At 35.0% G+C, this 13,502-nt stretch carries 10 protein-coding genes; 6 read left to right on the plus strand and 4 right to left on the minus strand.

Features of this window, described 5'->3' with window-relative positions; genetic code table 11:
* Positions 1-309: 309 nt before the first annotated feature.
* Positions 310-1,497 (plus strand): hypothetical protein, encoded by a 1,188-nt coding sequence (locus tag CXF85_RS14155; protein ID WP_101229312.1) that lies wholly within the window; start codon positions 310-312, stop codon positions 1,495-1,497.
* Positions 1,498-1,697: 200 nt separating this feature from the next.
* Here the strand turns inward: CXF85_RS14155 and CXF85_RS14160 are convergent, their stop codons facing one another.
* Both CXF85_RS14160 and CXF85_RS14165 read right to left on the minus strand, forming a co-directional pair.
* On the minus strand, positions 1,698-3,092 hold the full coding sequence (locus tag CXF85_RS14160) for an MATE family efflux transporter (protein WP_101229313.1): 1,395 nt from the start codon (positions 3,090-3,092) through the stop codon (positions 1,698-1,700).
* A gap of 172 nt (positions 3,093-3,264) precedes the next feature.
* A complete protein-coding gene (locus CXF85_RS14165; protein WP_101229314.1) occupies positions 3,265-3,609 on the minus strand; it encodes a hypothetical protein in 345 nt (114 codons plus the stop codon).
* Positions 3,610-3,710: 101 nt separating this feature from the next.
* Between CXF85_RS14165 and CXF85_RS14170 the strand changes: the two genes are divergently transcribed.
* From CXF85_RS14170 to CXF85_RS14180, 3 genes are all read left to right on the plus strand, one after another.
* Entirely contained in the window at positions 3,711-4,622 is a 912-nt protein-coding gene (locus CXF85_RS14170) for a LysR substrate-binding domain-containing protein (RefSeq protein ID WP_101229315.1), read from the plus strand.
* A gap of 325 nt (positions 4,623-4,947) precedes the next feature.
* On the plus strand, positions 4,948-5,979 hold the full coding sequence (locus CXF85_RS14175) for a YjgN family protein (RefSeq protein ID WP_101229316.1): 1,032 nt from the start codon (positions 4,948-4,950) through the stop codon (positions 5,977-5,979).
* A gap of 12 nt (positions 5,980-5,991) precedes the next feature.
* A complete protein-coding gene (locus CXF85_RS14180; protein WP_101229317.1) occupies positions 5,992-7,029 on the plus strand; it encodes a M48 family metallopeptidase in 1,038 nt (345 codons plus the stop codon).
* A gap of 550 nt (positions 7,030-7,579) precedes the next feature.
* Here the strand turns inward: CXF85_RS14180 and CXF85_RS14185 are convergent.
* Positions 7,580-8,314: a substrate-binding periplasmic protein gene (locus CXF85_RS14185; RefSeq protein ID WP_101229318.1), complete on the minus strand. Its 735-nt coding sequence runs from the start codon at positions 8,312-8,314 to the stop codon at positions 7,580-7,582.
* Positions 8,315-8,324: 10 nt separating this feature from the next.
* Positions 8,325-8,996 (minus strand): TorF family putative porin, encoded by a 672-nt coding sequence (locus CXF85_RS14190; protein ID WP_101229319.1) that lies wholly within the window; start codon positions 8,994-8,996, stop codon positions 8,325-8,327.
* Positions 8,997-9,413: 417 nt separating this feature from the next.
* Here CXF85_RS14190 and CXF85_RS14195 point away from each other — a divergent pair, with 417 nt between their 5' ends.
* Together CXF85_RS14195 and CXF85_RS22810 are read left to right on the plus strand one after the other, a co-directional pair.
* The gene (locus CXF85_RS14195) at positions 9,414-10,907 is read left to right on the plus strand and encodes a methyl-accepting chemotaxis protein (RefSeq protein WP_101229320.1); all 1,494 of its coding nucleotides are present in this window, start codon (positions 9,414-9,416) and stop codon (positions 10,905-10,907) included.
* A 748-nt stretch (positions 10,908-11,655) separates the two neighbouring features.
* Positions 11,656-12,951 (plus strand): sensor domain-containing diguanylate cyclase, encoded by a 1,296-nt coding sequence (locus CXF85_RS22810; RefSeq protein WP_157829111.1) that lies wholly within the window; start codon positions 11,656-11,658, stop codon positions 12,949-12,951.
* Positions 12,952-13,502: the final 551 nt, after the last annotated feature.

Genomic DNA, 13,502 nt, shown 5'->3' on the forward strand with positions numbered 1-13,502 from the left:
TGTTTATTAGTGAAACGCAACAGCGCCGATGGTAGTGTGACTTATGTCGCAGTAAAGCCCATGTGAGAGCGTAGCGGGACATTGCTAGACTTCTAATTTGTTTAATAATGAATAGCAAATGTCGATGGCTATGTAACTTAGGTTACGATAAACCATGTGAGAGCGTAGCGAAACATTATGAAACTGGTATACTGAGAAGCCCGATTCGAAAGAGTCGGGCTTTTTGCTTTTCTGAATATGTAGTTTACGTGCGATTTGTATTATTAATCGTCTATTTGTACTGATGTAATTCTGGAGTTTTATTCTCTAATGAGAAAGTTATTATCTTCCCCTGGTAAAATGGCACTAAATGATGCTGAAAATGCTTCATATCAAAATGCTTTAAAGCATGTTACTGAATTAAGCTTAAACCTGATTGCGGTTAAAGTTGAAAACAGACCTGATGATTTTCTTGGTTGGTGTACAGAGCTAATTGATGTCTGCCGTAATCGAATTAATATTGCTTTATTAGAAGCACATCAACTTCCTAGTTTAAAAAAACTAGAGCAAGTACTTGTACTTGGTGCAAGTGTTAGTCAGTTTAAAATGGCACGTATTGCACCTTGGCCTATATTCACTGCTTTTGTTGAACAACAAGCAGGCTTACATGCCCTTGAAGAAAGATTAGCTTTACTTGATTATGTTCAAAGTATAAAGGACAAGACCTTAGCCGAAATGAGTGAGTTAGAACGTCTTGCTTTCGCCGGTAAACACACTAATCAACATAGTCATTTAGAATATAAATTTGATGTTGAATGGTTTGCTTCAACTAAAGGCGCAAAAGTTTTTCATATCTTATTAGCACAACAACCAGAAAGTTTTGACTTGGCTTTAAGCCATATTCCAGAAACAGGTGATGTTACGCCAGCGCAGTACCAGAAATTTGTTAGTGCTTACAAAAAAATATTTACTAGTTATACTGTTGATAAAGAAGCCGGTGAAAAACCACCATTAGCTGCAGCTACTCGTTTATTAGCGATGAAACGTCCGGATCAATTTATAGCCTTAACAAACGCAAAAATAGATGTGTTTTGCCAAGGTTTATCTATAGCTAAATTTAATGCTTTTGATTTTGATAGCTATTGGCAAGATATGATAGGCACTTTACGCACTTTTGCTTGGTGGCATCAAGCGGAACCTGAAGATGAACAAGAACTAAAACTTTGGAACGTTCGAGCCGTTTTAGTCGATTTGTTCTTGTTTGCTGATGAAGATTTTGCTCTTAGCTCTAATTATCTTCGTATCCGTGACAAAAAATCAAATAGCACTGAAAGTAGCTATAAGTCATCTCGTCGTGCTCGTACAAAACTAACACCGGATGAAATCGTTGATCAAGCATTAGCTGAAGATGATTTACCTGAGTATATGCAAGCTCAACGAGAAACAATTCTCAAACAAGTTAAAGCCGGTAAGAGTGTTGAACACGCTATTGGTATAATGAGAGCTATCTTTGGTTAATAGATAGGCTAATAAAAGGGATAAAGCATCTTTATCCCTTTTACTGATCTTCACTTATCATTAGTTTAGCTTTATTTTAGATAAGATTTAATCCCATCAAATCTTATCTACTTAATCCAATTTAATTAACCTTTCTTTATATCGTCCCAATAACTTCGAATTCAATTTTATTAATTCACTCCCTTGATCTCCACAATTACTTAAGTAGTTAATTGCTCTTTTATTGGTGTTGTTTTAACGGTGACAATACGCATTTTTCTAAATAAATAGATTACACATATCCCAGCGAACAAATGCGCTAACATTAACGCTGGATAAAGTGAGTATTCGCTATCATTGAAGCCAAACCATGCTAAAGGAATGACCAATACAAGTCGGTGGATGATACCGAGTAAACTGGCATTGATAACTTTATCTTTTGCATTTAGGGTCGCTTGATAAACAATCACGCATCCCGCGCCAATATAACCCCAAGGCAACCAGGTAAGATAATGTTTTAAATGTACGGTCACACTATCGTGTGGACATAAGGAGTTAGCCCAAAAGTCTACTGTGTAGTTCAAAATGATAGCAATAATTAATTGCGCAATTAAGACAATAGCGAACATATAACGATATGCTTGCTTCACCCTATCGTGGTGTCCTGTCCAGTAGTTAAATCCAATAATAGCAGGCATGGATGTTGTTAATGCCATGGGTATTAACAATATTATTGCTTCAAGTTTAAAGATTAATGCAAACGCAGCTACATAGGTGGGATTATAACTCGCAGCAATAATGGTTAAGATCGCTAAGCTTAATGGAGTAATAAGCTGCTGAACTATAACAAGTGTGCTGGTTAGTTTGGCTTGTTTACACTGAGTCTTAAACTGCGGAAATGTAGGCCAGCCCAGTTTTACTTTTTTCTGCAAGATATAAAAAGATATTATGGTAAAGCTAATATCACTAATAGCGTGAACCAGTGATATAGCAACTAAGCTGTCATAATATAAAGGGCTTTGAGGTAGTAAGAGTAATAAAGCCAAGGAACCTTTAACGACTATCCAAGCAATCATGATGTTACTGGCGAGCAGGGTGAAGTTTAATGCTCGAAAGATGCTATTCATTTGCCAAACAGCGCCTAAAAAGAACCAAGTCAAATAGCGATTATTTATATAACTCAATTGCTCGGCAGCTAATTCCGGCGCCTTTGTTGACTCTTCGCTCGACAGCCAATGATTGTTACCTAATAATTGCAGTAATTGTTCGGAAAATAGGAATGCTAATAGCGCTATAGTTAATAGGATTAATCCTGAGGTAATAAATGCTTGGCTTATACACAAGCCAAGGTTGTTTTTTTCAAGGCAGGCAGACTTCACAACCTTATTATTACAACGAATACTTGTTCCTACTGCAAGTGCGGTCATTGCAGCAGTGATGGGTACAGTAAAACCAAACGCCGTTAACGTTGCCGTACTACTTAATGCAATTAAACCTGATTCTAATAACTCATACATTAATAACAATAGAATGGCCATAAACATAGGCTGGCTATTACGCCATATTGTCGATGATATCTTCCCTTCAACTAAGCTAGTGTGATCTTTTACTGTCATCTATAGGTTCTTCAGGTTTATTGTTATGGATACCATATAAGAAGAGCGGTAAGAAATTAATAAACTTTCAATATTGAATGTAACAATTGTTGTCATAACCTCCCATAGATTAGGTGAATAGTTATTTGGGCTAGATAATTAAAGCCAGTACCTGATTATCTTTATAGCTCAATTACAGGCCTTGCCCAAACTGAAGAAACGTTTGAAATAGTATTTTCTCTGCTTTATCTCTCGATAGACAATTAGGTAAAATATCATCGTTCAAAACATTATTGTGCAGTTCTTTTTCCATAGAGGTCCATTTCATGCTGTTTAATACAATCTCAACTCTACATTTATGGATTCCTTCAGTTGTGGTGTAGAAAACTTTAACAACATCAGTGCGGTTGATCAGATTTTTATAAGGATAATTTGTTGCAGCATAAACTGTGATTTGACCTGCTGAAACTAGATTACTAAAAATAACTAAACTTATAAATGATATGTTTATAAGACGTTGTAGTGATGTTTTGTTCATTTTATTCTCAGTTAATATCTTAAGTGTAGATAAGATATTAATTATGATAAGGTTGTAAAACAAACGATTTTAAATTAATAACGATTAAGAAAAACTTAAGTATGAAACGTTTACCACCACTGAAGTCCTTACAGTTTTTTCTAGTAGCAGGACAATCTAAAAACTTTAAGCAAGCAGCGGAACAACTTAATGTGACACAAGCTGCCGTTAGCCAACAGATTCGATTGTTAGAGGAAAACCTCCAATTGAAATTGTTTGACCGTACCAATAAAGTAACAGTACTCACTGAAAAAGGTCGAAAGCTATTACCCTTTACTCAAAGAGCATTTGATGAGCTAACAACAGGTGTTCAGGTTGTTACGGGTGATCCTAATCCACTTATATTACGGATTTCAACGGTACATTCTTTCTGTTCTCTTTGGCTTATTCCTCGGCTTGAGGAATTCCAAAAATTACACCCTGAAATAATGGTGCAACTAGCTCCATCAGGTGATCTCATTGATTTTAAACAGTCGAATATTGATTTAGCTATTCGTATGGGGAGAGGAGGGTATTGTGATTTAACCGAGAAGAAAATCTACGATGACAATCTCATCTTTGTTGCAAGCCCTAAGTTACTCGTTGGTATTGATAAAGATAACCCTGAGCAAGTATTTCGTTTACCTTGGATAGAAGATACAAGTATTGGAATACAGGAAACATTACAGGATTACTGTAAAAGCATAAACTTCAAATATGAAAAGTTGGTTCCTATAATGCAAACCAATGATGCACTTCCTTTAATTGATAGTGCAGTTCATGACCGCGGGTTCCTTTTAGTAAATAGTAGCTTAGTCGTTGAACATATTCGTGATGGCCGTTTAGTTAAACTGCTCAACTACTCGATAAAAAGTCCTTATTCACTTTATCTGGTAGCGCCTGAACAGCAATTTTTATGGAAAAAAGTTAAGTTATTTGAAAACTGGTTAGTGCCTAAATTACTTAAATCATTCTCTGATCTAGATAGCTATTAATGACTCATGATAAAGCATCCTATATATGATGTACGAAGCTAAACTAGTTAGTAACGTTACGTATAGTTTAGTCATAGCTCTATAGCAATTTTTGTCTGCATGTATTAAAAGGTTATCCCAATACACACTAGAGTACTGAAAGTGACCTGTTAATTTGAACTAGGTCTTAGCTTAAAATATCTAATTAAATTGACTATAAGTAGTTAAAACTATCGATATATTATAATGTTATACGAGCTTGCATCGTGGTTTAAACTTGTATAGTATTCAAACGCTTAATTAATTAAGCGGTTACGGAAAACAACTATAAATTAAGGATAATATAATGAACCCTCCTTCAGAGATATCTGCTGAACAAAATTCGAACAACACGACATCAGGAAATAGAAGCCTAGGCTTTGAATTCCGTGGTGACGGAATGGAATACTTTAAAATTTGGATTGTGAATATCCTACTCACCATAGTCACGCTAGGTATTTATTCAGCTTGGGCTAAAGTAAGAAATAATCGTTATTTCTATTCAAATTTATACTTAGATAATGATAATTTTCGTTATCTAGCAGACCCTATAACTATTTTAAAAGGTCGACTTATCGCGGTAGCTGCTTTAATAGGTTACTACATTATGTCCCTATTTTTTCCGATAGTTGCCGGAGGTTTAGCTATAGCACTTATGTTAGCCATCCCTTATTTCATAAATCAATCTATGGGCTTTAATCATAGAATGTCGTCATATAAAAACATTCAGTTCCGTTTTAAAGGCTCATATGGGCAGGCATTTATGGTTATTTATGTTTGGCCAATACTCGGTATACTTACTTTAGGTATTTTGTACCCGTTAGCCTTATTAAAAGGCAATGAATACTTTGTTCGCAACAGCGCTTACGGTACGAGCAAGTTTGATTTTAATGCGACTTATAAAGATTACGGCATGATATTTTTAACTGCCATTGGCATTAGTCTCGCGGTAGGACTTCCTATTGCCTTAATTGCCTATTTTGTTCCTGCTTTTAGTGTTATCTCATCATTACTTTATATCGTTATCTATTTCGCGGTAATTATTTATGTTGTTGTATCATTCACTAATATTTTTTATGCTAGCTTAAGTTTAATTGAGCACAAATTTGAAGCTAATTTAACAATAGCCGCAACAGCAAAAGTTATTCTGACCAACCTGTTTCTAACCATGATTACCTTAGGTTTATATCTACCGGCAGCTAAAGTACGCATGACAAAATATATTTGTTCTTGTTTAACGATGCACACCAGCGGTAGCTTAGATAATTTTAGTGCAGCTGAAAAAGAAAATATTAGTGCCTTGGGTGAAGAGTTTGGTCAAGTATTTGATTTTGCATAAAAGCCATACTCCATGTTAATAGAAGGTATCTACCTCGATGGTAAAACCTCTAAACGCCATACCGCGCGTTTAGAGGTTAACAATGACCATAAAATAACGGCTGTTCACCTAACCGAACAGCAGATAATATTATCATTTGAGCATCAATCTTATGCTGTTGAATCTCGTTTAGGTAATACCCCTCGAGAAATAACATTTGATGACGAACAACTCTTTGTTTGTGATAATCATGATGAAATTGATAAGTTAACTACTTGGCAAACGAGCCGTTCATCAAATCAACACTCTTGGCTGTACCATTTAGAAAACAATTCAAAATTAATTTGTATTTCTACAATAGCTACGATCGTCTTACTCTATGGCATCGTTGTGTATGGCATACCAAGCACTGCAAAACTAATGGCTCACAACGTGCCTTATTTCACCTCAGCAAAACTTTTTTCTAGTTTAGATCTCTTAGATGAGACAGTTTTTGAACCATCAACTTTGCCAGTCAAAAGGCAGCAAGAAATAAGAGCTTTAATGACGCCCTACTTATCAAATTATAAAGGCTTACAACCTACGTTGGAGTTTAGATCTGGCATGAAAGCTAATGCGCTAGCGTTACCAAATGGCGTTATTGTTTTTACGGATGATTTTGTTAATTTAATACAAACTGATGATGAGCTCATCGCGGTGTTATTCCATGAATTAGGACACTTAACTCAAAAGCATATGACGCAGCGGATGATCCAAGATGCTATGTTGACCATCATGGTAGTATTTATTACGGGTGATGTTGAGACTTTTGACCTAGTAACAGGACTTCCTACGCTACTGCTTGATTTAACATATTCTCGTGAATTCGAAATACAAGCGGACACTTATGCATTAACGTTGTTAAACCAGCATGATATTCCTTTGCAAAGCTTTGTTGATGCGATGCGAAATTTGGAAGATTATTATCTCAAAGAAAATGACGGAAAAGCGCATAGTGCGATGCATGATTTTTTCTCAATTCACCCTAAAACATCAGAAAGAATACAGTTGGTTGAGAAATTTCAGCAGTAGCCTACCGTATTATCCCCATAGTGCCTACTTGTCAGTAGGCACTATTTTAAACTCGAACAGCTTAACTAAACGACTATCGAAACCAATAAACTTGAATTGTAGTGGCATAGTTAATTTGGTCTCCTAATTAGCCGCAATAGTCTTATGTTATCATGTCTTTAAAGTTCGCTTTGCTGACGTTAGCTACTGGGTGTTCTTTAGGTCAACAGGTAGCCAATTGCGGACATTAAGCCTTTGCAAATTCAGGAGCATATTTAGGGCAATATTAGCCAAGATTTTCTGCTCACTTGTGGGACTGGTTTAAACTCAAAGCCGTCGTTGATATTTGAGTAATGAACGTTAACAATTAGTGAAGTTATTAAAACAGCTCTTTGATTTATAATGGGGCACATTGCATCATAGAATATTCAAAATATGAAGTACCTATTGCTTGGTTAATGCTAGCTTACATTTTAAGGGCGAGAACACCCAAACAAATACACTCATTACAGCAAGCAGTAGGTAGTTTGAACTTTGGCGTTATAAGCTATTATGCCTAAGTTTTTGTTGGTTACTTACTGGTTAAATATTTAGTCATAATAACATCTACGTCTAATTTTTTTAAACCTGAATTATATATTTTCTGCCATTTCTTCCCTACCTCATCCCCTCTAAAGGCAATGTATAATTTTTTATTTGCTAATAAGTTTTTATTTAACTCAACTTTATTCTCAAACTTTTTAAGGCTTTTATCTGAACTGAGTAAAAAGTTAAAAACATTAACATCAATAACTGCCATATCAAGTCTCTTACTTGCAACTTTTTTTATATTAACACTATCTGAAAGAGCTGCTTTGGCATTAACTTCTTTATCAGCAATCATTTTGTCAAGCTCTGGGGTATTTATATAATCCTGTACAACACCTAATTTCAAGCCTTTCAAATCACTTAAATCATTAAAGTTAATAGGCTTTGATTTGTTTTGAATTAAGGCTAAAGGGCCATTTCCCATAGGATCTGAAAAATTAAAATCATTGGTTTCATAGTAATACTCAGGAAAGTAACCAACATATTTGGAACTTTTGGTATTTACTAATTTGACGGCTCTTGACCAAGGATAAAAATCTACAATTAACTCGTGCCCCATTGCTTTAAAAGCTGCTTTTGCTACAGCAACGGATGCCCCTTGTTCTTTAATGTTTTTATCAGAATAAGGAGGCCATGAAAGTGAAGTTAAATGTACCGTATCGGCAAAAGCTGTTTTAGTAATAAGTAGTAAAATAATTAAAGTTAAAATATTGCGCATAAATACCCCGTTAAAAATTAAATGTTCTAGCAACAGTAAGTAATAGGGTTGTGTCCCCGTATGTGTCTAAGTCTGTGCCTTCAATGCCTAAAGATAAATCAAATCCTTTTAAGTTATATTGTGCAGTTATTCGCCAATGTATATAGTCTTTATCATTAGCCTCCCATGACCATTTATCTTCGTCAAGGCTTGACGATATGTCGGCTCCAGCAATAATCGACAGATTATCAGATACTGGGAATGTTTGTGTAACCATAGCTATTACATGTCCAGCCCCAGTACCAAAATAATCCCATGCATACCAAAAATTCAAGTTTGTATTGCCATAGTTAAACTTTGTCCAAGCTTCAGCGTAATTGTAATCAGAGCTAATATCTGCGCCATGATAGGTATACTGAGCTACTCCAGCATCTAAATTTATACTGGATGTTAATGCGGTGTAATAACCGACATATGCATCAGCTTCAAGGTTAGTACCTTCACCAAATTTAACATTTGACCCCCAAGCACCAACATACATACCATTGTCGCCAGCCCAATCAATACTAACTTGTAAGGCCGGCTTTTCATTTGTTTGGCTAACGCCATTGAATAAATAGTCACTAACACCTGATACTGTGCTTGATGTAGCAGCCCAAGCACTTGAGCTAAAAAATAGTATTATAATAAAAAAATATTTCATCTATCCTCCCTATTAAAAATTAATAATAACCTGTGTTCTTAATAAGTTATTAGTCTTCAAACATCGGATTGCTTTTAATACATCGCAAAACAATATTTATAATCTCAGCATAGACCAATAGCAGGAATTAATAAAAAATTTGGTAAAATATAAGGTTAGGGGCGGTTGACGTATTAAAAATTAGAGCTATATTAATATTAACTGCATAACTTTAGGAATAGATGAAGATTAACAAGTGATTGTTATTTTATTTATTTTTCATTAGATATGATGATAGTGTGTGATAAGTCATTAACTGCGTACAGCCATCACTAAAGTTGTAAGCTAGGCAAAAGACTATATATGCTATGCGCTATATCTATTCGCTAGAAAGAAGTTACCTCTGATTCTATTTTCTGCTATTAATAAAGGTTAAAAATGAAAGTAACCAAGTCCATCTCTTTTAAACTTATTCTGTCAGCTCTTCTTATAGTCACTATTTTAGTATCAACCTTTGGCATTTATAGTTATATCTCACAAAGTAATCATTTAAAGCTGAAACAAGAAAATCATCTGCTTTTAGTTGAATCTAGACTTAAATTGAACTTACCTGCATCGATTTGGAATTACGAAGAAGAACAGATAAAGGGAATTTTAAACTCAGAACAACAATCCGATGATATATCGTTAATAACCCTTGTCAATGAATCAGGTGAAGTGACAGCTAAATCAAAAGGGAAAATAGAAAGCGAATTCAAAAGTTTTAAGTTACATTTTGTTGAAGATGGTAAGCCGAATGAACTTGGCACTGTTCATTTATATATTAGCAACGCACCCATTGAATCAGAGCTTTCCGCTTTAGCAATTACAGCCATTGTCAAAGGTGTTTTACTCGCAGTGTTTCTAGTTTTATTTTTATTTATAATATTTTCAAAATTAGTTACCTCTCCACTTTCTGAGGTTGCCGATGCATTAGAGAATATTGCTCGTGGTGAGGGCGATTTGACCCAAAGAATACGAGTTAAACGCGATGACGAAATAGGAAAAGTGTCAGACTCTTTTAATCATTTTGCAGAGAAAATTCAGTCTTTAGTACAATCCATTCAAACTTCCGTCCAACATACGAGTAATGTTTCTAGTCAAGTGTGTAGTGCCTCAGAAGCTAGCAAAGGTCATTTGCAAAATCAACAACTGGAAACTGACCAGGTAGCAGCAGCAATCACGCAAATGTCATCTTCAGCGAAAGAGATTGCAGGTAATGTCCAATCTACCGCTAGTGCAGCAGATATGGCAAGTAATAATGCTAAAGAAGTATCGAGTATTATCGTTGACTCAATTGACTCCATTAAAGAATTATCTCTACACCTAGATGAGGCTACTTCTGTTGTTGGATCTTTAGAAAAAGATGTTGATGGCATTGTATCTGTATTAGATGTTATTAGAGGAATAGCTGATCAAACAAACTTACTTGCTCTAAATGCTGCTATCGAAGCTGCGCGAGCTGGTGAACAGGGGCGAGGATTTGCAGTAGTTGCTGATGAAGTTAGAGCCTTAGCCAGTAGAACCCAAGAGAGCACCTCTGAAATACAAAAAACGATTGAGAAGTTACAACTAGGCGCCAAATCAGCAGTTAAAGTTATGGAAAAAAGTCAACTAAAAAGTCAGGAGTCCGTTAAGGGGGCTGAAAGTTCTGGTGAATCAATTAATAGCATTTTAACTTCAACAGTAGAAATTAATGACATGGCTTCTCATATTGAGTCCGCTGTTAATGAACAAAGTACGGTTGCAGAAGAGTTAAATGAAAATATTAATAGAATTGTTAGCTCTGGTCATAGTAGTTTAGAGCAATTAGAAGAAATGACGCAGCACTCTCGATCCCTACAAGACAATGCCGATGAATTAAGTGCATTAGCCCAACAATTTAAAGCTTAAATAAACTTTGTCAGCATCACTTTCATATATTAATGAAAGGCTTTCGCTTAAGGTCAAATTTGCTACGCGAAGAGGAGAGGATCTTAATTACTCTAAGATCCTATTTTGATTTAACAAATTAAAAGTGTGGCAAAGTGAAATTAGCCACATTTTTAGAGATAACAGTAAATATTTTATATGGCGTTATGTGCTCCAAACAGCCATAGAACCACTAAATTTTCAATGTACAAAAGTTAATGTAAAAAGATATTAATCGAATGTCCACTTTCGGTATTTTCGATCAAATTTGAGTTTTGATTTTTCAATATTTAAGATGAAATTTAGAACAACTTTATTATTTAATGCAGGGCAGCTTTATCGGAGGAGGTGTCGCTTTGATTTTAAGTCTCTATTACTGCTTTGTTGACTCTCAAGATGAAGGTAGTTCAACGTCTAATGAACACTAAACACAGCTCAAATATCTATTGATGCTAAGGTCTTCTTTCGTATCATACCTTCCATCTCATGAAGCTAACTTATACTAAAACCAACCTAATTCATCGGTTAAAACCACCCCGATTTATGCTCAGTTAGATACGGAAGATGACATTTCATATTTTTAATAAAGCGACAGGTCTTTGCGCAGAGTGAAATGTTGGGCTTTATTGATCTAGTCTGCTTTTTATATTTTTTGTGAAAGAAATAATAGAATAAGCAGAAAAATCAGAATAACATTACTAATATAGATGAACGATAAGCTGAGGGATTAGTGAATAAAACTGAATTAGTCGAGATATTGAACCAACAGCCTTTTGGCATTGCAGAGTTTACCTCTTTGGAAGGGAACTATCTTTTCTTTAATGAACAGGAGCGTATCCTTAGAAGGTTATCCATCAATGAAATGCAATCTGTTTCTATATTTGATCTATTTGGAGAGGAAGATAGCGAAAAGCTGAGGGCTATTTTCAAGCAGTGCGCTGCATCTTCTACAGTTCAAGAGTATTTTTTAAAATACCAGAGTAACGAACACACATTTCAAATGAGGTTTGTTAAAAGTGATAATGGAAATATTATTAGTTCACTTACTGATATTACCAATCTACATCAATTAGAAGAGTTGCAATTAGCAGATAAGGAAAGTATTAAATGTTTGAGTGATGCGGTTACAGGAGCAAACATTGGCTGTTGGGATTATTACCCTCAAGAAGATCGCATTATTGCAAATAAAACATGGGTAACTCAAAAAAAATACAAAGATGAAGACTTCAGGATAAATAATGACATCTTCTCAGATGTCATTGATGGACTCACAAAGTGGGCATCTATTGTTCATCCCGATGATCTGGAAGCAACAAGTAAACTTATTGAAAAGCACTTACATGGCGAGACTGATGTTTACGATGCTAAGTTTCGCATGATGTGTGGGGATGGTCAGTGGAGATGGTTTCACGATATTGGCAGAGTCTTTCTACGTGATGAAAATGGTACAGCTATTCGAATGAATGGGATTCATATTGATATCACAGAATTCAAGAAACTTGAGACGGATATTACAAAATTATCTATAACTGATTCATTAACTGGTCTATTAAACCGAAGGAAGTTTGAATTCCTTTTTAACAACACCAAAACCGAATCGAGAAAAAGTAAAGAATTATGTTGTTTTTTATTTATAGATATCGATTTATTTAAAAAATATAACGATATCTATGGTCATCAAGAAGGTGACAAAGCATTAAAAATGGTTGGTGAGGTAATCAGAAATACTGCTCATAGGAGTGAAGACTACTGTTTTCGATTGGGGGGGGAAGAATTTGGTGTGGTTTTCAATTCTGGAGATATGCAAGCAGCAATTACTTTTTCAAAGCTAATCAAAAATAATATTGAGAGTCTAAGAATACCCCATGTAAAAAATACAGCAAGTAAGTACCTAACTGCTTCTATGGGACTTTATTGTAATAAACATGATGAGAAAATAGATATAAACCAAGTATATAAACGTGCAGATGAGTTGTTATACAAAGCTAAAGAAGCGGGTCGGAATATGCTGAAAGTAGATAATTGATCTCTGTATTGTAATCTCATAATTTAAGGTTAAAGTTCAGATCATACAACTGATATTTATTTCATACTTTTATCATGGTTTAGAACACAAAACGTCCGCTACTTTAGCGATCAGTTGAGCTAAAGAGCAACCAAAAGCTAATGTCTCCAATATACAAAGTTAGTATTAACTGTTTGATGAAGAACGACCGCTGTGGTGGCATTATTGACTGTCAAGATGAAGGTAGCTCAACACTTAATGAAGACTAAAAATAGCTCAGAAAACTATTGATGTTAATGTCGGCTATCGTATCATTGAAGAAAGCGTCCATGCCTTAAGTGAAAGTTAAATATCTGTTGCTTCATAAAACTCAAGCGCATCATCTATACCACGCATTCCTCTGTAGTAAAGTTAGCCTTAGCTAGTTGCAGATGACAGAAAAAATAAGTGTGCTTTGATATTGCTACCAAATAATAGTATTTTTGAGCAATTGATTAGGTTTGTTATGAAAGATAGAGTGTAAAAGCAGTCCATATTTGCTAATAGTGTACTAAATTAAAAGAAGTAATAAT

The organism is Colwellia sp. 75C3, from assembly GCF_002836255.1.
Taxonomy (GTDB): Bacteria; Pseudomonadota; Gammaproteobacteria; order Enterobacterales; family Alteromonadaceae; genus Colwellia.

Coding starts and splice junctions, on each gene's coding strand:
- CXF85_RS14155 (WP_101229312.1), top strand. CDS start 310: ATGAGAAAGTTATTATCTTCCCCTGGTAAAATGGCACTAAATGATGCT.
- CXF85_RS14160 (WP_101229313.1), bottom strand. CDS start 3,092: ATGACAGTAAAAGATCACACTAGCTTAGTTGAAGGGAAGATATCATCG.
- CXF85_RS14165 (WP_101229314.1), bottom strand. CDS start 3,609: ATGAACAAAACATCACTACAACGTCTTATAAACATATCATTTATAAGT.
- CXF85_RS14170 (WP_101229315.1), top strand. CDS start 3,711: ATGAAACGTTTACCACCACTGAAGTCCTTACAGTTTTTTCTAGTAGCA.
- CXF85_RS14175 (WP_101229316.1), top strand. CDS start 4,948: ATGAACCCTCCTTCAGAGATATCTGCTGAACAAAATTCGAACAACACG.
- CXF85_RS14180 (WP_101229317.1), top strand. CDS start 5,992: ATGTTAATAGAAGGTATCTACCTCGATGGTAAAACCTCTAAACGCCAT.
- CXF85_RS14185 (WP_101229318.1), bottom strand. CDS start 8,314: ATGCGCAATATTTTAACTTTAATTATTTTACTACTTATTACTAAAACA.
- CXF85_RS14190 (WP_101229319.1), bottom strand. CDS start 8,996: ATGAAATATTTTTTTATTATAATACTATTTTTTAGCTCAAGTGCTTGG.
- CXF85_RS14195 (WP_101229320.1), top strand. CDS start 9,414: ATGAAAGTAACCAAGTCCATCTCTTTTAAACTTATTCTGTCAGCTCTT.